This window comes from Tsukamurella spumae, assembly GCF_012396015.1.
Taxonomy (GTDB): Bacteria; Actinomycetota; Actinomycetes; order Mycobacteriales; family Mycobacteriaceae; genus Tsukamurella; species Tsukamurella spumae.
Genome location: NZ_JAAXOQ010000019.1, coordinates 43548 through 66699, shown reverse-complemented (window position 1 = coordinate 66699; position 23152 = coordinate 43548). Strand labels below are relative to the sequence as shown.

Annotated in this window: 22 protein-coding genes; 20 read left to right on the top strand and 2 right to left on the bottom strand. The window is 69.4% G+C overall.

Annotation, left to right across the window (positions count from 1 at the left end; all coding sequences use genetic code 11):
- Positions 1-74: 74 nt before the first annotated feature.
- The 3 genes from HF999_RS14650 to HF999_RS14640 all read left to right on the top strand — a co-directional run bounded on the left by HF999_RS14650 (position 75) and on the right by HF999_RS14640 (position 3882).
- The gene (locus HF999_RS14650; protein ID WP_210733813.1) at positions 75-1061 is read left to right on the top strand and encodes a hypothetical protein; all 987 of its coding nucleotides are present in this window, start codon (positions 75-77) and stop codon (positions 1059-1061) included.
- 153 nt (positions 1062-1214) lie between these two features.
- The gene (locus HF999_RS14645) at positions 1215-2519 is read left to right on the top strand and encodes a UDP-glucose dehydrogenase family protein (protein ID WP_168546597.1); all 1305 of its coding nucleotides are present in this window, start codon (positions 1215-1217) and stop codon (positions 2517-2519) included.
- A gap of 52 nt (positions 2520-2571) precedes the next feature.
- Entirely contained in the window at positions 2572-3882 is a 1311-nt protein-coding gene (locus tag HF999_RS14640) for an esterase/lipase family protein (protein ID WP_168546596.1), read from the top strand.
- Here the strand turns inward: HF999_RS14640 and HF999_RS14635 are convergent.
- Positions 3849-4766, bottom strand: a complete 918-nt coding sequence (locus HF999_RS14635; RefSeq protein ID WP_168546595.1) for a TauD/TfdA dioxygenase family protein — start codon at positions 4764-4766, stop codon at positions 3849-3851. The two genes, HF999_RS14640 and HF999_RS14635, sit on opposite strands and share 34 nt — an antisense overlap.
- A gap of 87 nt (positions 4767-4853) precedes the next feature.
- Between HF999_RS14635 and trhO the strand changes: the two genes are divergently transcribed.
- From trhO to HF999_RS14615, 4 genes are all read left to right on the top strand, one after another.
- On the top strand, positions 4854-5690 hold the full coding sequence (trhO, locus tag HF999_RS14630; protein ID WP_168546594.1) for an oxygen-dependent tRNA uridine(34) hydroxylase TrhO: 837 nt from the start codon (positions 4854-4856) through the stop codon (positions 5688-5690).
- Positions 5687-6775, top strand: a complete 1089-nt coding sequence (locus HF999_RS14625; protein ID WP_168546593.1) for a CobW family GTP-binding protein — start codon at positions 5687-5689, stop codon at positions 6773-6775. Before trhO ends, HF999_RS14625 begins: the two co-directional genes overlap by 4 nt.
- A 159-nt stretch (positions 6776-6934) precedes the next feature.
- Positions 6935-8305, top strand: coding sequence for an N-acetylmuramoyl-L-alanine amidase family protein (locus HF999_RS14620; RefSeq protein ID WP_168546592.1), 1371 nt, complete (start codon positions 6935-6937; stop codon positions 8303-8305).
- A gap of 79 nt (positions 8306-8384) precedes the next feature.
- Complete coding sequence (locus tag HF999_RS14615) at positions 8385-9278, top strand: SDR family oxidoreductase (protein WP_168546591.1); 894 nt, start codon at positions 8385-8387, stop codon at positions 9276-9278.
- Here the strand turns inward: HF999_RS14615 and HF999_RS14610 are convergent.
- Positions 9261-9857 (bottom strand): TetR/AcrR family transcriptional regulator, encoded by a 597-nt coding sequence (locus tag HF999_RS14610; RefSeq protein ID WP_168546590.1) that lies wholly within the window; start codon positions 9855-9857, stop codon positions 9261-9263. The genes HF999_RS14615 and HF999_RS14610 overlap by 18 nt on opposite strands.
- Positions 9858-9976: 119 nt before the next feature.
- Between HF999_RS14610 and HF999_RS14605 the strand changes: the two genes are divergently transcribed.
- The 13 genes from HF999_RS14605 to HF999_RS14545 all read left to right on the top strand — a co-directional run bounded on the left by HF999_RS14605 (position 9977) and on the right by HF999_RS14545 (position 23151).
- Complete coding sequence (locus tag HF999_RS14605; RefSeq protein ID WP_168546589.1) at positions 9977-10510, top strand: NADPH-dependent FMN reductase; 534 nt, start codon at positions 9977-9979, stop codon at positions 10508-10510.
- Positions 10511-10884: 374 nt separating this feature from the next.
- Positions 10885-11133 (top strand): glutaredoxin-like protein NrdH, encoded by a 249-nt coding sequence (nrdH, locus tag HF999_RS14600; RefSeq protein ID WP_168546588.1) that lies wholly within the window; start codon positions 10885-10887, stop codon positions 11131-11133.
- A gap of 2 nt (positions 11134-11135) precedes the next feature.
- Positions 11136-11579, top strand: a complete 444-nt coding sequence (nrdI, locus tag HF999_RS14595; RefSeq protein ID WP_168546587.1) for a class Ib ribonucleoside-diphosphate reductase assembly flavoprotein NrdI — start codon at positions 11136-11138, stop codon at positions 11577-11579.
- 95 nt (positions 11580-11674) lie between these two features.
- Positions 11675-13756 (top strand): class 1b ribonucleoside-diphosphate reductase subunit alpha, encoded by a 2082-nt coding sequence (nrdE, locus tag HF999_RS14590; protein WP_246207854.1) that lies wholly within the window; start codon positions 11675-11677, stop codon positions 13754-13756.
- Positions 13757-13950: 194 nt separating this feature from the next.
- Positions 13951-14781, top strand: coding sequence for an SGNH/GDSL hydrolase family protein (locus tag HF999_RS14585; RefSeq protein ID WP_168546585.1), 831 nt, complete (start codon positions 13951-13953; stop codon positions 14779-14781).
- A 6-nt stretch (positions 14782-14787) separates the two neighbouring features.
- The gene (locus tag HF999_RS14580) at positions 14788-16101 is read left to right on the top strand and encodes an MFS transporter (RefSeq protein ID WP_168546584.1); all 1314 of its coding nucleotides are present in this window, start codon (positions 14788-14790) and stop codon (positions 16099-16101) included.
- A gap of 44 nt (positions 16102-16145) precedes the next feature.
- Complete coding sequence (locus HF999_RS14575; RefSeq protein ID WP_168546583.1) at positions 16146-17003, top strand: alpha/beta fold hydrolase; 858 nt, start codon at positions 16146-16148, stop codon at positions 17001-17003.
- A 147-nt stretch (positions 17004-17150) separates the two neighbouring features.
- Positions 17151-17777 carry an FMN-dependent NADH-azoreductase gene (locus HF999_RS14570; RefSeq protein WP_168546582.1) on the top strand — a complete coding sequence of 209 codons (627 nt, stop codon included), beginning with the start codon at positions 17151-17153 and terminating at the stop codon, positions 17775-17777.
- A 6-nt stretch (positions 17778-17783) separates the two neighbouring features.
- The gene (locus HF999_RS14565; protein ID WP_168546581.1) at positions 17784-18722 is read left to right on the top strand and encodes an alpha/beta hydrolase; all 939 of its coding nucleotides are present in this window, start codon (positions 17784-17786) and stop codon (positions 18720-18722) included.
- 25 nt (positions 18723-18747) lie between these two features.
- Positions 18748-19812, top strand: coding sequence for a homogentisate 1,2-dioxygenase (locus HF999_RS14560; RefSeq protein WP_168546580.1), 1065 nt, complete (start codon positions 18748-18750; stop codon positions 19810-19812).
- Positions 19812-20540 carry a DUF6081 family protein gene (locus HF999_RS14555; protein ID WP_168546579.1) on the top strand — a complete coding sequence of 243 codons (729 nt, stop codon included), beginning with the start codon at positions 19812-19814 and terminating at the stop codon, positions 20538-20540. Before HF999_RS14560 ends, HF999_RS14555 begins: the two co-directional genes overlap by 1 nt.
- Before the next feature lie 25 nt (positions 20541-20565).
- Positions 20566-21741 carry a 3-hydroxybenzoate 6-monooxygenase gene (locus HF999_RS14550; protein ID WP_168546578.1) on the top strand — a complete coding sequence of 392 codons (1176 nt, stop codon included), beginning with the start codon at positions 20566-20568 and terminating at the stop codon, positions 21739-21741.
- A gap of 15 nt (positions 21742-21756) precedes the next feature.
- Positions 21757-23151: a M24 family metallopeptidase gene (locus HF999_RS14545; RefSeq protein ID WP_168546577.1), complete on the top strand. Its 1395-nt coding sequence runs from the start codon at positions 21757-21759 to the stop codon at positions 23149-23151.
- Position 23152 lies beyond the last annotated feature (1 nt).

Below are 23152 nucleotides of genomic sequence, written 5' to 3'. Positions count from 1 at the left end.
TCGTCCGCTCCGCCGTCGGGCAATGAGTGGATTCGGTCGTGATCCTCTCACTGCGCCCCCTACGATGGGCGGCTATGGACCTCAAGGGCATCGTCACCACACCGCTGCGCGTCGCCTTCTCGACCGCGGACGCCGCGATGTCAGCGATCGAGGGCGGCGTCGCCGTCACCCGGTTCGCCGTGCAGAACGTGGACTCGGAGGTGAGCAACGCCCTGCACGTGGAGGCGGGGATGTCCTCGGCCACGCCGATGCAGCTGCTGCAGCGGCTCGCCTCACTGCTCGAACCCGACCGCCCCGTCGGGATCATCCTGTCCCGCGGCGGGCCGCTGGACCGCGTGCTCAAGCCCACCGGCGTCGTCGACCGGCTCACCGAGCCCGGCGGCATGCTGGAGAAGCTCACGGCGCCCGGCGGGTTGCTCGACCAGGTGACCAAGGACGACAGCCCGATCACCCGCCTCACCTCCGAGGGCGGCCCGCTGGACCGGCTCACCCGCCCCGGCGGCGTCGTCGACCAGATCACCGAGTCGGAGGGCGTCCTCGAGCGGCTCACCTCCGAGGGCGGCGTCATCGACAAGCTCACGGCGCCCGATGGCGTGCTCGAGAAGCTCATGACCAAGGACGGCGTGCTGGACAAGCTCACCGAGAAGGGCGGCGTGCTCGACAAGCTCGCCGCGAAGGACGGCGTCCTCGACAAGCTGACCGGCCAGGACGGCCTCATCGATAAGCTCACGGAGCCCGGGGGCATCATCGACCGAGCGATCGCCGACGGCGGCATCGTCGACCAGCTCCTCGGTCAGGAGGGCGCCATCGAGCGCGCCATCGCCCCCGGCGGCACCCTCGACGCGGTCTCCCAGCTCCCCGACGTGGTGGCCGAGCTCAACGAGGCCGTCGCGCTGATGACCGCCGCCGTGAACCCCATGAGTGACCTGGTCAATCGCCTGCCCAAGCGCATCCTCAAGGGGCGCGAGGGCCGGGAGCCGCGCCGCGCCTCGTCCTCCTCCGACGGTGCCGGCCCCGACGCGGCGAACGGCGGACCGTCGGACGGTCCCGAACTGCTCTGACCGCCCGGGGTGACGGGGCGGCGACGCCCGGGCGAACGCCCGGCGAACGCGACGGGGCCGTCGCTGCCCTGCGTGTGAATCCCCGTGTAACCCTTGCCCAACTCCGGCCCGGCGCCCTTCCGCGGCGCGTCCCGCCGCGCATACCTTCGGCGCATGAAGATCACAGTGCTGGGTACGGGGTACCTGGGAGCCACGCACGCGGCGTGCATGGCGGAGCTGGGCCACGAGGTGCTCGGAGTCGACGTCAACCTCAGCAAGATCGCCGCCCTCTCCGAGGGCAAGGTGCCCTTCCACGAGCCGGGCCTGCCCGCCGTGCTCAAGCGGAACATCGAGGCCGGCCGGCTGCGCTTCACCGACTCCTACGAGGAGGCCGGCGCGTTCGGCGACGTGCACTTCATCGCGGTCGGTACCCCGCAGCGCAAGGGGGAGTTCGCCGCCGACATGACCTACGTCAACTCGGTGATCGACTCGCTGGTGCCGCACCTGCGCCGCGACGCGGTGATCCTGGGCAAGTCGACGGTCCCCGTCGGCACCACCGACCTGCTGCGCGCCCGCGCGGCCGAGCTGGTCCCCGCCGGCGTGCGCGTCGAATTCGCCTGGAACCCCGAGTTCCTCCGCGAGGGCCACGCCGTGAAGGACACCCTCGAGCCCGACCGCCTCGTGCTCGGCGTCGAGCCCGGCGGCCGCGCCGAGGAGGTCGCCCGCGAGGTGTACGCCGAGATGCTGGCCCGGGACACCCCGTTCTTCGTGACCGACACCGCCACCGCGGAGCTGGTGAAGATCTCCGCGAACGCCTTCCTGGCCACCAAGATCTCGTTCATCAACGCCGTGGCCGAGGTCTGCGAGGCCGCGGGCGCCGACGTGGTGGCCCTCGCCGATGCGATCGGCGTGGACCCGCGCATCGGCCGGAAGTTCCTCGGCGCCGGCATCGGCTTCGGCGGCGGCTGCCTGCCGAAGGACATCCGCGCCTTCATGGCCCGCTCGGGCGAGTTGGGCGCCGGGCACATGCACGGGCTGCTCCGCGAGGTCGACGCCATCAACATGAGCCGGCGCACCCGCATGGTCGACCTGGCCCGGGAGGCCTGCGGAGGCTCGCTGCTCGGGGCGAAGGTCGCCGTCCTGGGGGCCGCGTTCAAGCCGGACTCGGACGATGTGCGCGACTCGCCGGCGCTCAACATCGCCGGCCAGATCCAGCTGCAGGGCGCGGCCGTCTCGGTGTACGACCCCGAGGCGATGGACAACTCGCGCCGGGTCTTCCCGACGCTGGACTACGCCACCACCGCGCTGGAGGCCTGCGAGGGCGCCGATGTCGTGCTGGTGCTGACCGAGTGGACGCAGTTCCGCGAGCTCGACCCCGCGGTGGTCGGTGCGGTCGTGCGCAACCCCGTCCTGCTCGACGGTCGCAACTGCATGCCCTCGGCCGACTGGGTCGCGGCGGGCTGGGAGTGCCGCGCCTGAGCGGCTCACACCGCTGGACAGAGACGAGTGCACACTCGTACACTCGATTGTCATGAATGCTGTCGTGGATCGTCGTCGCGCGGAGACGCGCGCTCTCGCTGAGCTGGGCTGTAGCGAGATCGCGGGCACGGCGGACGGGATCCACGGCGTGCACCGGGCGATCTCCGACCGCGTCTTCCGATACGTACGGCTCGGCGTCGGCCCGGCGGTCGCGCCGGTCCGCGCGGTGCACGACGGCATCACCGACGGCGTGTACGCGAGCATCAGCGCCGTCGCGCGCACCGTCGGGCGGGTCGCGGCCATCGGCGCGGACTGGCCGGGGGACCGTCCGCCGTCGGAGACGGCGCGGGGAGCCGCGCTCATCGGCGCCGTGCTCGGGCTCATCGGCGACGATCTCGAGGCCCAGGGCTCACCGCTGGCCGCGGACCCCGTCACCGTCCGCGTGGACGGCGCGATCGTCCACCTGGGCGAAGGCCCGGTCCCACCCGACCGACTCGATCCGGCTGAGGTGTTCGACGGTGCCGCGGGCCGCATCGTGGTCCTGCTGCACGGCTTGACCGAGACCGAGCACGCCTGGGGTGTAGGCGGACCCGACGCCGACGACTACGGCGTGCGGCTCGCGGTCGACCTCGGATACACGCCGGTCTACGTGCGCTACAACAGCGGCCGGCACATCAGCGACAACGGGCGCGACCTCGCGGAGCTGCTCGAACGTCTCGTCGCGACGTGGCCCGTGCCCGTTACCGACCTGGTGCTGATCGGGCACTCCATGGGTGGCCTCGTGGCCCGGAGCGCGGCGCATCGGGCCGACGAGGCCGTGATGGCCTGGCCCGCAGCGGTATCGGCCACCGTCAGCCTGGGGACGCCGCACACGGGTGCGCCGCTCGAGCAGGTGGCGCACTACGGCAGCGCGGCGCTGGCCGCGATCCCCGAGACCGCGCCCTTCGGCCGGCTGCTGCGGCGGCGCAGCGCGGGCATCCGCGACCTGCGCGGCGGATCGATCGTCGACGAGGACTGGCAGGGCCGCGACGCCGACGCGCTCGGGCGCGCCGTCGCCGCCGAGGTGCCGCTCCTCGATGGCGCGGAGCACTTCTTCGTGGCCGCGACGGTGACCCGCAACGCGGCGAACCCGGTGGGGCGCATCATCGGTGACGGACTGGTCCTCGCGCCGAGTGCGGCGGGCCTGGGCGCCGCGAGCGGCTCGCTCCGCCACCGCCGGGCCCGCCGCGTCGGTTTCACCGCCGAGGCGGGGATGCACCTCGGCGGAGCTCATCACTTCGCGCTGCTGCGCTCCGATGCCGTGTACGAGCAGATGCTCGCCTGGCTCGGTCAGCGCGAGCGGGCCGGCGTCACCGGCGCGTAGTCGGAGGCATCGCCCTTGAGCGCCACGCCCTCCCGGCCGTCGACGCCGACCGGCAGGTCGCCCGCGAGCGTCACGCGGCGCAGCAGGCGCTTGTGCTCGCCGTAGTCGTTGATGCCGAAGTGCTGGGTGGAGCGGTTGTCCCAGATGGCCACGTCGCCCGGCTGCCAGGCCCAGCGAACGGCGTTGTCGGGGTTCTCGATCCGCCGCTGCAGCAGCGCCAGGACGGGGGCGGAGTCGTGGCTGCTCAGGCCCGCGAAGGACTTCACGAAGTGGCCCAGTAGCAGCGAGCGACGGCCCGTCTCCGGGTGCACGCGCACCACGGGGTGCTCGGACTCGAAGATGTTCCGGGTGAACTCCTGGTGGTATTCCGAGCGCTGGTAGGTGGGGTTGTGGCCCGCGTAGTCGTAGTCGTTGGTGTGGATCGCGCGGAGGTTCTCGGCGAGCGCCTTGAGCGGTGCGGGCAGCAGGTCGTAGGCGCGGGTGGTCGAGGCCCAGGCCGTGTTGCCGCCGTGCGGCGGCAGCGTGATCGGGCGCAGGATCGACGCCTTCGGCACCCGGTCGACGAAGGAGACATCCGTGTGCCAGCTGTTCGCCGCGCCCTCGATGGGGAGCAGGTCCGAGTCCGAGCGGACCGTCGGGTGCGGCGTCGTCGGTACCCCCAGACGTGCCGCGAACGCATGCTGGCCGGCATCGTCGAGGTGCTGCTGATCACGGAAGAAGATCACCTCGTGCTCGGCGAGCAGGTCCAGGATCGTCTCGGCGGTCGCATCGTCGATGTCGCCGCCGAGGCGCACGCCGTGCACGATCGCCCCGATGTGCTCGCTCAGCCGAGTGACGGTCACGCCCTGCGCGGCGGTCGTGGTGGGATCGAGTGTTGCGGTCATGGGGGTCATTGAAGGCGGGGGAGGCCACCGTCGGAACCCTTGGACGCAGGCTGAGCGCAAGGCGTCCGGAGATAGGATGGAGCGGTCATGGGCAAGATCGTGCTGTTCTACGTGTTCGCGCCGCTGGCCGATCCGGATGCGATCCGGTTGTGGCAGCGGGCGCTGTGTGAGGCGAACGACCTCCGCGGCCGGATCATCGTCTCCCGGCACGGGATCAACGTCACCGTCGGCGGTGAGATCCGCGCCGTCAAGTGGTACCTGCGCGCCACGCGCGAGTACCCGGCCTTCAAGGGCGCCGACGTGAAGTGGTCCGAGGGCTCCGCTGCGGACTTCCCGAAGCTCTCGGTGAAGGTGCGCGACGAGATCGTCACGTTCGGCGTGCCCGACGAGCTCGAGGTCGACGACGACGGCGTGCGCGGCGGGGGAGTGCACCTGACGCCGGACGAGGTGCACGCGTTCCTCGCGGAGCGACCCGATGCCGTGTTCTTCGACGGCCGCAACGCCATCGAGGCCGAGATCGGGCGGTTCTCCGGCGCCGTGGTGACCCCCGCCCGGACGACGCGGGATTTCGTCACGCTCCTGGACTCGGGGGAGTACGACCACCTCAAGGACCGCCCGGTGATCACGTACTGCACGGGCGGCGTGCGGTGCGAGGTGCTCAGTGCGGTGATGCGCACGCGCGGCTTCGGTGAGGTCTACCAGCTCGACGGTGGGATCGCCCGCTACGGTGAGCGATTCGGCGACGGCGGGCTGTGGGAGGGCTCGATGTACGTCTTCGACCGGCGGATGAGCGTGGACTTCTCCGACGGCGCGAAGCGGATCGGACGGTGCGCGGAGTGCGGTACCCCCACGTCGAGGATCGCGAACCTCGCGCCGCCGCAGGACCGGGAACTCGCCGTCCTGTGCGAGGGCTGCGCGCCGTGAGTCCTCGGGCCGTGCCGGTCGTCGTGGTCGCCGGCTACCTCGGGGCCGGCAAGTCCACCTTGCTCAATCACCTGCTCGCGGGCGCGGGCGAGGCGCGGATCGGGGTGGTCGTCAACGACTTCGGCGCGGTGAACATCGATGCGATGCTCGTCTCGAGCGCGGCGGGCGGCGGGTCGGTGCGGACGGTGTCGCTGAGCAACGGCTGCGTCTGTTGCACCGTCGACGACGACGAACTCGAGGACGTGCTCGGCACGCTCGCCGGCCGCGGGCTCGACCTCATCGTGGTGGAGGCGTCGGGGCTCGCCGAGCCCGCCGCCATGGTGCGGCGTGTGGTGCTCGCGCCGGACCCCCGGATCGACTACGGCGGCCTGGTCTACGTGGCAGACGCGGCGCACCTGCCGGACACGATGGCGCGGCACCCGTCGCTGCGTCACCACCTGGCGCTCGCCGACCTGGTGGTGCTGAACAAGATCGACCTCGCCGACGACCCCGAGGCCGCGCGGGCACTGGTCCGGGAACACGCACCGTCGGCGCCCGTGGTCCGCACCGTCGACGCCGTGGTGCCCATCGAACTCCTCGTCGATCCGGAGGTGCTCGCGCGGCGCGCCGCCGAGCGCGTCGGCACCCCGCGGCAACTCACGCTCGACGAGGCGCTCCGCGAACACGAGCACGACGAGCACGCCGGGGAGCACGCTGGGGAGCACGCCCATGCCCACCTGCACGACGACTACACCGCGGTCGACGTGACCGCCGGCCGCCTCGACGCCCGCGCCGTGGCCGACCTGCTCGCCGATCCGCCGCCCGGGGTCTTCCGGACGAAGGGCTTCGTCACCGTCGCGGACGGCACCCGGCTCGAGGTGCACTCCGTGGGCCGGCACGTACGCACGGCACCGGAGCGGGGCGGCCGGGCGGGAGCCGCGTCGGTGCTCGTCTTCCTCGGGATCGGGGTCGACGGTGCGGCCGTCCGGGCGCGGGTGGATGGTTGCGAGGCCGACCCGATGGCTGCGCCCGACCCCCAGGCCGTGCTCTCCCTGCTGCGCTACTCGGCTGCCGCGCAATCCGATTCGGCGTTCGTCGAGGACTGACGCCGACCGCTCCGGGTAACGGTTCGGTAACGATACCGTGGGCGGATTTTCCTAAAGTCTCAATTGATGGTTGACTGTTTCTCGTGTGACTGATGTGACGAAAGTTGCACAAGAGACTTGGAAGGAGAGCGGCGCCACTTCCCCGGCGCCCAGCTACCCATGAAGAAGACCCGTGTTCTCGCAGGCTCGCTTGCGACTGCGGCCGTCGCGCTGTTCGGCGTGCCCGGCTTCGCGTCCGCCGATCCCGCCCCCGCCGCACCGGCGCAGCCGCTGAGCGGCAAGACCGTGTTCCTCGACGCCGGATCCTCCGTCGCGTCGGCCGTCGAGCAGGCCCGCAAGGTCGCCGACGGTCGCGGCGGCCAGGTGCCCTGCGTCAACCCGGCGGCGATCGCCTCCAACGGCACCGCCGACCACACCGTGAACTACGCCGTGGCCAAGATGGTCGAGGCCGCGCTCAAGTCCCAGGGCGCCAAGGTGATCATGTCCCGCGCGGACGACGCCGGCTTCGGCGGATGCGTCGACCAGCGCGCCACCGCCGCCAACGCCTCCGGTGCGGACCTCGCCGTGAGCATCAACAGCGCGGTCCAGGACGCGGCCCAGCGCGGATTCCTACTCGAGACGGCAGCGCCGGGCGCCTCCGACCCCAAGGTGACCGCCCAGCAGGCCGTCAGCAACCCGGCCGCGACGGTCGTGCGCAACGCGGCCAGCGCGGGCGGCTTCGTCCCCGCGCAGTACCTGGGCGGCAAGGACGGCATCGCGCAGACCACCACCGCCCTGGCGTCGCTGGTGAACATCCCGCTCGTGTACGCCAACCTGGGCAACCTCGCCAATGGGGACGATGCCGCGCTGCTCACCTCCGCCGCGGGCCAGACCCAGTACGCCTCCGTGCTGACCAACGGCGTGATCCAGCAGCTGACCGGCAAGGTGGTGCCCGCGGGCGCCGTCGCCGAGCCGATCGTGCAGCAGCCCGTCGCGCCGCAGGTCGATCCCGCGGTACCGGTCACGCCGGCCGCGCCCGCGACCCCGGCCGCTCCGGCCGCCCCCGCGGTCACCCCCGTCGTGCCCACCGCGCCGGCGGCAGCGGTGCCGACCGCGCCCGCGCAGACGCCCATCGTTCCGGCGGTCCCGGCCGCGCCCACCACGGGCACCGGCGTCTCGCCGATCGTCTCGGGCGTCCCGATGCTGACCGGTGGGGCGACCCCGTCGGGCGGCACGCCTGCGGTCACGGCGCCGAGCGCCGCGGCCCCGGCGGGTACGTCGGTCAACATCCCCGGTCTCGGACAGCTCGCGCTGCCCCAGTTGCCGCAGATCACGATCCCCGGCCAGGCCCAGCCCCTGGGTGTGAACACGCTGTTCGAGATGGGGCCCAAGGCCACCGAGTTCCTGACCAGCGCGCAGGGCCAGCAGCTCGTGACCACTCTGCTGTCCAGCCCGCAGGCCTTCAACTCGCTGCAGTCCGCGCAGGGCCCGGCCGCCGCCCAGGAGATCCTCAAGGCGATCCTGAGCGCCGGCGCGATCCTGCCGAAGTAAGAACCGCACCGACTTCCGCCGGGGACGTCACGCCCCGGCGGGAAGCGGTAGCGCGGACCGATCTGGCAAGCTGGCTGATATGGCACTCCGCAATATCGTCCGGCTCGTCCACATGGCCACGCCGATCAAGGACCTGAAGGGGAAGAAGGTCCTCGTCACCGGCGCGGCCAGCGGGATCGGCCGCGCTACCGCGAATCTTCTCGCGGCGCACGGCGCCGAGCTGGTGTTGACAGACATCAACGCCGAACAGCTCGATGCCGCCACCCGCCACGTCACGGCCCTGGGCGCGAAGGTCATCGCCTCCAGGGCCTTCGACGTATCCGACTACGACGCGGTGCGCGCGTTCGCCGAGGAGGTGCACGCATCCGTCGGCTCGCTGGACATCGTGATGAACGTGGCCGGCATCGCGGTGTGGGGCACCGTCGAGAACCTCACCCACGAGCAGTGGCGCAGGACCGTGGACATCAACCTCATGGGGCCGATCCACATCATCGAGGAGTTCGTCCCGCCGATGATCGCGGCGGGGCGCGGCGGCCAGCTGGTCAACGTCTCCTCCACGGCGGGCCTGATGGCGTTGCCCTGGCACGCGGCGTACTCGGCCGCGAAGTTCGGCCTCGTCGGGGTCTCCGAGGTGCTGCGCTACGACCTGCGCCGGCACGGCATCGGGGTCTGCGTGGTGGTTCCCGGGGCCGTGGAGACCGGGCTGGTGAGGTCCGTCGAGATCAACGGCGTCGATCGCAGTAACCCGAAGGTGGACAAGGGGATCGACGCGTTCCCGAAGGTCACGGCGGAGAAGGCGGCGCAGGCGATCATCGACGGGGTGTTGAAGAACCGGTTCCTGGTCTACACGTCCTTCGACACCCGCTTCGGGTACTTCTGGAAGCGGAAGTTCGCGCTGCCCTACGAGATCGCCATGCGCGTGGCGAACGATCGCTTCGCCTACTTCGCGAAGATCTCAGCCCGCGGCCAGTAGCCGGACGTGTTCGGTCCAGACCGCCTCGAGCGCGTCCGTGGAGACGCCCGACGCGAGCTGGTGCAGCACCCAGCCGGGGCTTAGTGTGGCCATGAGCGCCGCCGACCAGACGTCGGCGTGCGCCGTGCGCCCGGCCTCGGTGAGCATCGCGCGCACCGTCATCGTTGAGACGCGCCACGGCGGCTCGTCGTACGGGTCGCGGGCGGCCTGCTCGGCGCCCCGCAGGAGATCGCCGTGCCGGTCGATGAGCCGCATGCGGGCCTTGCCGTATTCCACGAGCCGGTGGACCGGGTCGCCGCCCGGCCCCAGCGGGGGCGGGCCGAACATGAATCGATGCTGCAACTCGATCTCGTCGTGGTCGAGGAGTGCCTGCAACAGTCCTGCGCGGGAACCGAACCGGCGGAAGACGGTGCCCTTGCCGACGCCCGCGGCCTGAGCCACGGCGTCCATGCTCACCGCGTCGACCCCGCGCTCGGCGAACAGGCGCTGCGCCGCTTCGATGAGCAGCTCGCGATTGCGCGCGGCATCGCGGCGCGGCTCGGCCTGCGGCTGCGCGAGGGGGAGGAGTGGTCCGGTCATCGGATTCAGCCTACGCGCAGGTTTTCGACTCAGTGTGAACCTGGGACAGAAATCCGGACCGAAGTCCGATAATTTGAGGCGGGTGCGACCTGGACGGGTCGCGAGGAAGAAGTGGGAAAGTGTCCGAGATCACCGTGCTGGCCGTCGTCGGATCGCTGCGTAGTGGCTCGCTCAACCGCGAGCTCGCCGAGGTAGTCGTCGCGAACGCACCCGAGGGGGTTCGGGTCGAGATCGCGGAGGGCATCGCGGAGGTGCCGTTCTACAACGAGGACATCGACGGCGAGGACACGCCCGCCGCCGCAGCGGCGCTGCGGGAGCGGATCGCCGCCGCGGACGCCCTGCTGCTGCTCGCGCCGCCCAACAACGGCACCGTCAGCGCGGTGCTGAAGAACGTCATCGACTGGGGCTCGCGGCCCTACGGTGCGAGCGTGCTGTCGGGCAAGCGCGTCGCTCTCGCCGGCGTCGGGCACCGCCTCGACACCACCCTGGCCGATGCCGAACGAGCCGTCACCATCGCCGGCGGCGAGGTCCCCGAGGGGCTCGTCGAGGAGTTCCCGATCTCGGGTCTGGGCGGCAGATCACCCCGCGAGCACGACGCCGTGGTGCAGCGCGCCGGCGACCTTCTCGAGCGTCTCGTCGCCCCCGTCCGATAGGGGGCCGGGAGCGGTCTCCGACGGTGCCGGGCGTGTCGGATCGGCGTGTCGCGCAATCTCGGCGTGTCCTGGGGATTCACGATGAAAAACGGTCGGAAGGGTGTCTTGCGAGCTGGTAATTTCATGAATGTTGTTCGCAAGCGGTTGTGTCGCTTCCCGTGGGGCACCACTAGGTGTAGTGTTCTGTCCACTGCGCGATCGGAGATCCGAAACGGGGATCCGGGAGGCTTGAGGACGAGTTGACGTGTCCGCTGGGCTGCCCGAGTTCACGCAGGCAAACGTGGCGAAGAACTTGTCAGTCGTCAGGTCCATACTGGGGTTCCGAGGCAGTCGTGACGGCTGTCGGGCACTCAGTCGAACGAACGGGAGCCGCTATGAGCCAGGTCGAGATCACCGTCTACACCAAGCCCGCGTGCGTGCAGTGCAATGCCACCTACAAGGCTCTGGACAAGGCCGGCCTCGAGTACCGCGTAGTGGACATCACGGAGGATTCCGATGCCCGGGACTACGTGATGGCTCTCGGCTACCTGCAGGCCCCCGTCGTCGTCGCCGGCGATGCGCATTGGTCGGGCTTCCGCCCGGACCGGGTGAAGGCGCTCGTGAGCGTCGCCGCCACGGCGTAGTCATGGCCTCGCCGCTCGTCGTCTACTTCTCGTCGGTGTCGGAGAACACGCACCGATTCGTGACGAAGCTGGGCCTGCGCGCCGTGCGCATCCCGGTGACGCGGGCGGAGGATCCGATCACCGTCGACGAGCCCTTCGTCTTGATCACTCCCACGTACGGCGGGGGTAAGCAGGCCACGGCGGTCTCCGGCGGAGGGTACGTCCCCAAGCAGGTGATCCGATTCCTCAACGACCGGCACAACCGCTCCCTCCTCCGCGCCGTGATCGCGGCCGGCAACACGAATTTCGGCGAAGAGTTCTGCTACGCGGGCGATGTGATCGCTCGTAAATGCCGGGTCCCGTACCTGTACCGCTTCGAACTGATGGGCACCGTGGACGACGTGCAGCGCGTCCGCGTCGGGCTCGTCGACTTCTTCTCCCGCACCAACAGCAAGGAAATCGCGTGACCGCAACTCAGGAAGACCTCGTACCGTCGGCGAGCCAGTCGGGTGTCCACACGGGCCCCGGCCACAGTGAGCTGGACTTCCACGCGCTCAATGCGATGCTCAACCTGTACGACAAGGACGGGCGCATCCAGTTCGAGAAGGACCGCGAGGCCGCGCGGCAGTACTTCCTGCAGCACGTGAACCAGAACACGGTCTTCTTCCACAATCTGGACGAGAAGCTCGACTACCTCGTCGAGGAGAACTACTACGAGCCCGAGGTGCTGGCGAAGTACAGCCGCGAGTTCGTCAAGGGCCTGTTCGACGCCGCGTACGCCAAGAAGTTCCGGTTCCCCACATTCCTCGGTGCGTTCAAGTACTACACGAGCTACACGCTCAAGACCTTCGACGGCAAGCGCTACCTCGAGCGCTTCGAGGACCGGGTCTGCATGGTCGCGCTGACGCTGGCCGACGGTGACGAGAAGCTCGCCGTCTCGCTCGTGGACGAGATCATCGCCGGCCGGTTCCAGCCCGCCACCCCCACCTTCCTCAACTCGGGCAAGAAGCAGCGCGGCGAGCCCGTGTCCTGCTTCCTGCTCCGCATCGAGGACAACATGGAGTCGATCGGCCGATCCATCAACTCGGCGCTGCAGCTGTCCAAGCGCGGCGGCGGAGTGGCCCTGCTGCTCAGCAACATCCGTGAACACGGCGCACCGATCAAGAAGATCGAGAACCAGAGCTCGGGCGTCATCCCGATCATGAAGCTGCTCGAGGACTCGTTCAGCTACGCGAACCAGCTGGGCGCGCGCCAGGGCGCCGGTGCGGTGTACCTGCACGCGCATCACCCGGACATCTACCGCTTCCTCGACACCAAGCGGGAGAACGCGGACGAGAAGATCCGCATCAAGACCCTCTCCCTGGGTGTGGTCATCCCGGACATCACCTTCGAGCTGGCCCGCAACAACGACGACATGTACCTGTTCTCGCCGTACGACGTGGAGCGCGTGTACGGCGTGCCGTTCGCGGACGTCAACGTCTCGGAGAAGTACCACGAGATGGTCGACGACTCGCGGATCCGCAAGACCAAGATCAACGCTCGGGAGTTCTTCCAGACCCTCGCCGAGCTGCAGTTCGAGTCGGGCTACCCGTACATCATGTACGAGGACACCGTGAACCGGGCGAACCCGATCGCGGGCAAGATCACGCACTCCAACCTGTGCAGCGAGATCCTGCAGGTCTCGACCCCGTCGACCTACAACGACGACCTGTCCTACGCCGAGGTGGGCAAGGACATCTCCTGCAACCTGGGCTCGCTGAACATCGCGAAGACTATGGACAGCCCCGATTTCGGCGCCACCATCGAGACCTCGATCCGCGGCCTCACCGCGGTGTCGGATCAGACCGACATCAGCTCCGTGCCGTCGATCGAGAAGGGCAACAACCTCTCTCACGCCATCGGCCTCGGGCAGATGAACCTGCACGGCTACCTGGCGCGCGAGCGCGTCTTCTACGGTTCCGACGAGGGCGTCGACTTCACGAACATCTACTTCTACACGGTGCTCTACCACGCGATCCGCGCGTCGAACCTGATCGCCCGCGAGCGTGGCCAGTCCTTCGGTGGGTTCGAGAACAGCAAGTACGCGTCGGGCGAGTTCTTCGACAAGTACACCGACCAGGAGTGGACGCCGGCCACCGAGAAGGTGGCACAGCTGTTCGCCGACTCGTCGATCCACATTCCGACGCAGGACGATTGGCGCGCACTGAAGGCCGACGTGCAGCAGTACGGTCTGTACAACCAGAACCTGCAGGCGGTGCCGCCCACGGGCTCGATCAGCTACATCAACCACTCCACGAGCTCGATCCACCCCGTCGCGGCCAAGGTCGAGATCCGCAAGGAGGGCAAGATCGGCCGCGTGTACTACCCGGCGCCGTACATGGACAACGACAACCTGGAGTACTACCAGGACGCGTACGAGATCGGCTACGAGAAGATCATCGACACCTACGCGGCCGCCACGCAGCACGTGGATCAGGGCCTGTCGCTGACGCTGTTCTTCAAGGACACCGCCACCACCCGCGACGTGAACCGCGCGCAGATCTACGCCTGGCGCAAGGGCATCAAGACGCTCTACTACATCCGACTGCGGCAGATGGCCCTCGAGGGCACCGAGGTCGAGGGCTGCGTCAGCTGCATGCTCTAGGGGCCTGATAGGCGAAGCGCTGGCCAGGGGTACATCTCCTGGCCGGCGTTTTCGTTCCAGTGGTCGAACGCCGGACCACGCTCCCGATCGTCGCGCCGCGTGGGTTTTCTGCGGTTTGCATCCCGAATCGGCTTTCCACGCAGCACGTTAGTTGTAGCATGCATGAAAATCAGACGATTCTTCAAGGAGCTTTCATGCGTCGAATCACGTCCCGGATCGCCGCTGCGGCGCTCGCCGTCGCGGCAGCGGTCGCCGTGACCCCCGCGGTGGCGGGCGCCGCAAACTTCGGGCCACGGGGTGCGCAGTACGTCTCGCTCGGGGATTCCTACATCGCTGCGGGGTCGATCCCGACATCGCTCGAGTGCAATGCGCCGGACAACGTGGGCCACATGGTCGCCGCGCAGATGCCGTCGGTGAGCTTCGCGGACTGGTCGTGCAGCGGGTCGACGAGCACGGAGATCTACACCGCTCAGGCCAATCCCGCACAGATCGGCGGACTGTCGGCGAACACCAAGTACGTCTCGGTCTCGACCGGCGGCAACGATGAGCAGCTCTTCGCCGATCTGGCCACCAACTGCATCCTCGGTGGGGCAGTCAAGTGCACGCCGCAGGTCAAGCGGGAGGCCTCCGCGAAGCTGGACCGCCTACCGGCGCGCCTGGACACCGCGTACAACGCGATCCGCAAGAACGCCCCCAACGCGAAGGTCGTAGTGCTCGGATCCCTGCGAGTCCTGCCCGACAGCGTTGCCGGGTGCTTCCTCGATCCGATCGCCGGCCAGCAGAGCGTCACCTTCGCCAACGGCATCCAGCGTCGCCTCAACGCGATCACGGCAGATGCCGCGGCTCGGCACGGCTTCACCATGGTGAACCAGTGGAGTCCCGCCAACCGCTCCGTCTGCGCGCCCGACGGCCAGCGGTACGTCTCGCTCACCGGCTTCGGCCCCGGAGACTTCGGAACGCCGCTGCACCCCACCGTCGAGGGCCGCAAGTACACCGCGGGATTGATCGCCAACGCCTTCCGGTAGCCCGGCATGGCACAGCCCATCGGTTCGCCTGAACCCCCGGCGCAGGCGCCCGCGGAGTCGGTGCACGAGTCGGCGCAGTCCGACCTCGAACTGAAGTTCCGGCGGCGGGACCTCCTGTTCCTGCTGCCCGCGATGCTCGCGATGTACGGGCTCTACCAGGGCATTCAGCAGGTCCTGCTGCCGGGGCACGTCGAGTCGATCGACTCCGCGGCGAAGGTGGACAACCTCGCCATCCTTTCGGTGGTCTCATCGGTTGCGGCCACGATCGCCCTGCCACTCGGCGGGGCGCTCTCGGACCGCACCCGTAGCCGGTTCGGCAGGCGCGCGCCGTGGCTCGCCGTGACAGCGGTGATGTGTGCGGGCCTCGCGGTGGCGATGGGCCTGATGACCACGCTGCTCGGGCTCGCGATCGTCTACGGCGCACTCTGGTTCGCCATGAACTGGTACCAGGGCGTCGTGTACGCGGTGATCCCGGACCGGATACCCGAGCGATTGCGCGGGACCGCATCGTCGTTGGTCGGACTGGCGCTTCCGCTCGGCACCCTCGTGTTCGTCAACGTGGTGTCGCGGACGACGCGCGAGCTTGGCTACGCGATCCTGGGGATCGCCGTGGTGGTGGGCACGGTGCTGCTGCTGGTCGGCGCGCCCGACCGAGCGGTCACCGGCACAGGCACCGCCGCCGCGCCGAAAGCGGAACGCCGAGCCTGGTCCGCGCGGCTCGTGGCGCCCTTCGCGAGCTTCCGGAACCGCGACTTCACCCTGGTGTTCCTGAGCCGAATCATGTTCTTCTTCGGGCTGTTCGCGGTCTCGACGTACCTGTACTACATCTTCACCGACTACATCGGCATGGAGAACGTGCCGATGGACACGCCCGAGAAGGCCGTGGGACTGGCGGCGAGCGTGATCACCGTCTCCCAGGTGATCACGGTGGCCGTGGTCGGGTGGGTGGTCGACAGGTACGACCGGCGCAAGCTCGCCGTCGGGCTCAGCTCGCTCGGCCTGGCCGTCGGCTTCGCGATTCCGCTGATCTGGCCCACGTGGGGCGGGATGTTGGCGTATGCGGCGGTCTACGGCGCCGCGTCCGGGGTGTACTTCGCGGTGGACCTCGCGCTGATGTCTCTCGTGCTGCCCAGCACGGGCGACGAGGGCCGCGATCTCGGTCTTCTGGCGATCGCCACCTCGGTGCCGTCGGCGTTCGCCCCGGTGGTCTCCGCCCAGTTGCTGCGACTGTTCCACAGCTACGCGTCGCTGTTCGTCTTCGGCATCGTCGCGGCGGTGGCGGGGGCGGCCCTGGTTCTCGCCGTGCGAAAAGTACGGTAACGCTTGTAGATTCGCCTTCACCATCCACGCGACGAGGAGGACATATGCCCCACGCCGACAGCAATGGCATCGCCATCTGTTATCAGGTCTACGGTGAGGATTCCGCCCCGCCGGTTCTGCTCGTCGAGGGTTTCGGCACTCAGCTCATCGGGTGGCGGCCCCAGCTGATCGCGCGGTTCGTCTCCGCTGGGCTGCGCATCGTGGCGCTCGACAACCGCGACACCGGGCTCTCGGACCGGTTGGGGCCATCGGACTCCGCCGACCCCGGCTACACCATCGCCGACATGGCCGGCGATATCCTGGCGGTGGCGGATGCCTTGCGGCTCGAGCACTTCCACATCGCGGGGCAATCCATGGGTGGGTTGATCGCACAGAGCGTCCTCGCCCAGGCGCCGGAGCGCGTTCGTTCGGCCACGTTCTTCTACACGAGCCCCGCCATCACGCCCGAGTACATCCACGAGTCCAGCCAGGAGGCGCTCACCGTGCAGGACGTGTCCGATCGGGATGCGGCGATCGAGGCGGCCGTGGCCCGGGAGCGGTTCTCGGCGTCGCCCGGTTACCCCTTCGACGCGGTGTGGGCCCGCGAACTCGCGGGCAAGGCCTTCGATCGTGCTCCGGAGCCCGCCGGCGGTGCGCGCCAGGTCGGCGCGATGCTGGGATTCGGTGAGGGCGTGCAGGAGCAGCTGCGATCGCTGCACACGCCGGCGTCGATCTTCCACGGCACCGACGACTTCTACATCCGGCCCGGCGCCGCGATCGCCCTGCACGGGCTGCTGCGGAACTCCGAGCTGCACGTCTTCCCCGGCATGGGGCACGAATTACCCGAACCGCTCTGGGACGACTTCGCCGCGGGCCTGCGCCGAGCCGTGCGCCGCGGTGAGGAGGCGTCAACGGCCCGGTAGCAGGGGTGTGACTTTGGTCACGGAATGATCGACACTGGTCACTGAGGCTGCTGTGAGGTCGACGTAACGTACCTCACATCGCTTCTCTCGATCCGCAGGGCGGCACATCCGGTGCCGTTCTGCCGAGGATGATCAGGAGGGTCCGCCATGGCTCGACTTCTGCACGTCAACGCCTCACCGCTCGCCGAGCACAGCAAGTCGCTCTCGGTAGCGACCGAGTACCTCGACGAGTATCGCAGGCACCACCCGGACGTGGAGATCGACAGGTGGGACCTGTTCGACGCCGATCTGCCCGATTTCGGTGTGCACGCCGCCGGCGCTAAGATGGCGACCTTCTTCGGCCAGGAGCAGACCCCGGAGCAGCGGCAGGCGTGGGCCGCGGCGCGGGAGGTCTTCGACCGGGTCGCCGCCGCGGACGCCTACCTGTTCAACATCCCGATGTGGAACCACGGCCTGCCCTACGTGCTCAAGCACTGGATCGACCTGATCACGCAGCCCGGTTGGTCGTTCGGGTTCGATCCCGCCACCGGGTACAGCGGCCTGCTGCAGGGCCGCAGCGCCGTGGTGGTCTACACCTGCGGCGTGTACGGCGACGGCCTGCCGCCCGCGTTCGGCACCGACTTCCTGACCCCGTACTTCGACGACTGGCTCCGATTCGTCGGGATCGAGGAGCGTGAGTCGGTCAAGGTCTTCGGGCAGGTCATCGATCCGGAGGCCGCGGCGACAGTCGAGCGGTCCCTGGAGCGGGTGCGCGCCCTGGCCGCGAGGGTGTGATCGGCCGTGACGGAGCAGCAGCCGATCGCCGTGGCGCGCGCCGGAGTCCGCGCCGAGCGAGCCGAGTTCTACAGCGGCGGAATCAAGATCGCGGCCGTGGTCTACACGCCGCAGGACGCGCCCGCTGACGAGCGTCGCCCCGGCGTGGTCGTGTGTAACGGCATGCGAGGCATCAAGGAGTGGATCGTCCCGCGGTTCGGCGAGTTCTTCGCCGCGGCCGGGTACACCGCCGTCGTCTTCGATCACCGCGGACTGGGCGAGTCCGGCGGGGAACGCGGAAGCGTGCTGCCCCAGGGGCAGGTGGAGGACGTGCGCAACGCCATCACCTTCCTGGAGAGCCGGTCCGACGTGGATCCGGATCGGATCGTACTGTGGGGCACCAGCTTCGGTGGCGCCAATGTGATCTGTGCTGCTGCCGTGGACCAGCGGGTCAAGGCCGTGGCCACCCAGGTGGCGTTCGGCGACTGGGGTCGGGTGCTGCGCTCGACGCTCTCGCCGGAGGCATTGGCGCGCCTGACCGACGAGGTGGAGCGCGACCGCGCGGAGCGGGTGCGCACAGGACGTTCGGCGCAGATCTCCCCGGACCTGATGCTCGACAACGACGAGTCCCGCGCTGCGAAGGCCCGGTCCGCGTCCGACGTGGGGGAACGCCCCGAGCTGACCTTCTCCGTGGAGTCCGTGGAACGGATCATGGAGTACCGGCCCGAGCTGGTGGCCGGCGCGATCGCGCCGCGGCCGCTGCTGATCATCGGCTCCGCCGTCGACGGCGTCATCCCGTTCAGCGAGAGCGAATCGTTGTACGCCCATGCGGGAGAACCGAAGCGACTGCTGAGCCTGCAGATCGGCCACTACGACATCTGCGAGCCGCCCGGCTCCGATTCCGCCGCACAGATGGCGGTCGACTTCCTGGCCCCCGTGGCCTTCCCTGACATCGCAACCCGATAAGACGCCGCCGAAAAAGGAGTGCATCATGGCCGATCCGAGCACCGCCCCGAGCGCCGGAGGGCCGCCGCCCTTCACCCCGCACCTGTGGAGCCGTGACGGTTTCAACGGCGATATCTGCGTCACCGGCAGGCCGTACCCGATCGTGGAGTACACCGCGGTCACCGGCCCCCACGTCCCGCAGCGCCTGGACCTCCCCGCCGTCACAGCGGCCGACGCCACCGACCCCGCCGCGCCGCCGACCGTGATCGGCCGCAGCGTGAACGGCGCGGAGCTCGCGATCTCGCGACTCGGCGCCCCGATGCCGCACCTGTTCCGCAACGCCGAACAGGACGAGATGCATTTCGTGCAGGAGGGCGAGTTCGACTACGTCACGGACTTCGGCACCCTGACCGCCGGGCCCGGGGACTTCGTGGCGCTCCCGCGAGCGGTGACCTATCGGGTGGTACCCGCGGCCCCGGGCGGGCTCCGGATCATCGTCTCGACCCCGGCGCAGGTCCTGCTCAAGCCGCCCGCCCCGTTCGGGATGATCAACCTCGCGCGGGACGTCTCCCGTCCGGACACCACGAAGGTCTCCGACCTGGAGGGCCCGGTGACCCTGCGGGTCAAGGCGTTCGACGGGGTGACCACGTTCACCCTGCCGCGCGACCCGATGCCGCTCGTGGCCGTGCTCGGCGGCGTGCCCCCGGTGTGGAAGCTGAATCTGGCGTCGATCCAGCCGCTCACCTATGAGCCGCACGGCGGCCCGCCCGACTCCTTCGCGGAGACCACCGACCGCGACCTGCTGTTCTACACCCTCAGCTCCCGCACCGGTGCACGCCCGCCGATGCACTACAACGCCGACTTCGACGAGCTGATCTTCTACTTCCGCGGGCCGGGCGCCTACGGCGAGCTCGACTCGCCGGCGCAGCTGGCCTGGGTGCCGAAGTCGGTGGGGCACTGGGGTCCGCCGGAGGAGGTGCCCGAGGGCTACCTCGCCTGGCTGCTCGAGAGCGTGGGCACTTTCCGGCTCACCGAGGCGGGCGGGGCCGTCGCCCAGCTGATGGAGACCGGCGAGTTCGGCGTCAGTACCGCGACCCGGGGCGGCGCCTGATGAGCGCCGCGGCCGGCGCGGACTCGGTGACCAGTCTGTCGGACACCCTCGGCGGTCCCGACCTCGACGCCGCGTGGCACTTCCTCGAGTACCCGATGGGTGAGGGGGCTCCGCCGTGGGTGTGCCGGGAGCCCGACGCACGCGTCGAGGTGGGCGGCGGCGCGTGCCGCGTCTCCGTGGACAGGTTCGCGCTGACCCACCCGGTGCAGCCCATCGACAACTGCAAGTTCGTCGCGCTCACCCAGCAGCGGTTCGAGGTCCCGGAGACGGGCACGATCACCGTCTCGGCGGGCCTGAGCGCAGCCGGAATCGGCGCGTCCGGCGACTACCGCGATGGCTTCGCCGCGCTGGTGGTCCTGGACCTCGCGACGGGACTGGTCTTCGACATCGGCGCGACGGGGGATCAGGTGTTGGCGATCCACGAGAAGCTGCCGATGGGCGAGGGCCCGTTCACGCGGGTGGTGGATGCCCCGCTGGCGGGGATCGAGACCGGATCCGATGTGGTGCACCGCTGCGCGATCACCCTGGACCGGTCCGCCGGATCGGCCACCTGGGAGGTCGACGGGGTGCGACTCTTCGACGCCCACGCGATCGCGATCCCCGAGGGATTCGTGGTCGGAATGGGGATCTTCACTCTTCGCCCCACCCACGACGCCCCCGGCGCCTCGATCCGAGGACAGGGCATGCGGGCCGCCTGGTCCGACATCGCCGTCACCGCCCACAGCTAGCCGTACCAGAACAGGGAGAGCGCACATGAGCACGACTGACAAGCCCGTATTGATCGTGGGCGGCGGCATCGGTGGGATGGCCACGGCGCTGGCGCTGGCCAACACCGGCAGGGCATCGCACCTGATGGACAAGGTGGCCGAGTTCGGCGAGGTCGGGGCGGGACTCCAGGTGGGGCCCAACGTGATGCGCATGTTCGACCGGCTCGGGGTGCTGGACCGGATCGACGAGATCGCCTACTACCCGGAGAACCTCATCCTGCGGGACGCCCTGGACTCGTCCGAGGTGACCCGGATGCCCCTGGACAAGGCGTTCCGCGACCAGTTCGGATACCCCTACGCCACGATCCACCGTGCGGACATGCACAAGGTGCTCACCGACGCCTGCCGCGACAGCGATCTGGTCCAGCTCGAGAACAACTGCAAGATCGTTGATTTCGAGCAGGACCCCGGCGGCGTTCGGGTGCACACCGAGGACGGCAGGGTGATCGAGGGCAGCGCCCTGGTGGGCGCCGACGGTGTCTGGTCGACGGTGCGCACGCAGCTGCTCGACGACGGAGAGCCCCGGATCACCGGCCACGTCGCCTATCGGGCGGTGTTGCCGATGGACGAGGTGCCCGAGCACCTGCGGTCGAACTCCGTGGTGCTCTACGGCGGACCCGACCTGCACCTCGCGCACTACCCGATGCGTAAGAACGGCGAGCTGTTCAACATGGGCGCGATCTTCCACAGCCAGAAGTTCACTGCGGGCGCCGATGTCTTCGGCGACACCGAGGAGATGCACAAGCACTTCGAGGGCGTCAGCCCGGAGGTCGAGCAGCTGCTGGGCAAGATCGAGGAATGGCGGATGTGGGTGCAGCGCGACCGCGAGCCCGTCGAGCGCTGGACCGAAGGCCGGGTGACCCTGCTCGGCGACTCCGCGCACGCGACTCTGCAGTACCTCGCGCAGGGAGCCGGCATGGCCATCGAGGACGCGTGGACGCTCGCCGACCGGCTGCAGGAGACCGCGGACGTGCCCACCGCACTGCGGGAGTACGAGGACCGCCGGATCGTGCGTACCGCGCGAGTGACCCTGTTCTCCCGGCTGTACGGCGAGATCTACCACGCCAAGGGCGTCGCGCGGGCGGTGCGCGCGCAGATGCTGCAGGGGTGGCCGCCGGAAGCCGCCCGCCAGAGCTTCGCCTGGATCTACAACGGAATCTGACCGGAGGACCACATCATGAGCGCTGCTGGACACGAGGATTACGACGAGATCACCGGCATCAACGAGAACATCGGGCCGGCGGTGCGCGGACTGGGGCTGCTGCCGCCGTATCCGCCGTTCAAGGTTCCGCGGGGCGCTCGGCCGCACCGGGTACCCGAGGATCACTACCCGAGACTCTCGCTCGCCGAACGGGACCGACGCTGGGACGAGCTGCGCAAGCGGATGCTGATGCGCGGCGTCGACGCCCTGGTCATGCTCGGCAACGATGTCTACTGGGACATGGGTAACGCGAACATCCGCTACGTCACCGGCACGGCGGCGAAGATGGGGACCCACGCCCTGTTCTTCCTGGACCAGGACCCGGTGCTCTACAACGCGGTGCCGCACATGAGCCGGCCGTTCCACATGCAGGAGGCCCTGCAGGACTGGGTGAGCGACATCCGGATCTCGCACGGCGTACCGGAACTGGCTGCGGAGCTGCGGGACCGCGGGCTCGAGCGCAGCCGCATCGGCGTCGTGGCGTTCAGCTCCACCATCCAGACCACGCCCACTCTGTTCGAGGGGGAGATCACCGGCCTCCGGTCCGCCCTGCCGACCGCCGACCTCGTCGACTTCAGCGACGTCCTCCAGCACATGCGGATGGTCAAGAGCGAGGAGGAGATCGGCATGATGCGCCGCGGTGCGCAGATCAGCCGCAAGGTGCTGGACGTGATGGTGGCGAACGCCCGCCCGGGTGTCACCGAGGCGCAGGTGTACGCCGACATGGTGCACACGCAGATCTCCAACGGTGCCGAACCGAACATCTTCAACCTCTTCGCCTCCGGTCCGTTGGAGCACCCGCGAGACGAGCTCTGGCACCTGCTGCACGGCAGCGATCAGCCGATGATCCCCACCATGAGGCCGCTCGCCGAAGGCGATCTGATCGTGACCGAGTGGCACACCAAGTACGGCGGCTACCTGGTGCACACCGAGTACACCGTCTACCTCGGCGATAAGGTGCCGCAGCGGCTGCAGGACATCTGGGAGGTCTCGCTCGAGTGCCTCGACGCGACGCGCGAGTCGTTCCGCCCCGGCGTCACGATTCGCGAGGCGTGGGAGGCGACGAGACGCCCCGCGGAACGTGCCGGCATGGACTTCGTGGAGCTCGGCTTCCACGCGATGGGCCTGGCCTCGCCCGAGTTCCCGTCGGTGATCTACCGGCCCGGGTTCGGCGGGAACGCGCTCAACGGACATGGCATCGGCGACCTGGTGCTGGAGGAGGGCATGACCTTCGGCAACAACGTGGACCTGCACGATCCGTCGTGGAAGCCCGACATCGGCTGCATGCTCTCCGACTTCATGGTCGTGCGCGACGGCGGGGCGGAGCTGCTCGTCGGCACCCCGCGGGAGATCGGTCTCGGCGGTCGGTGAA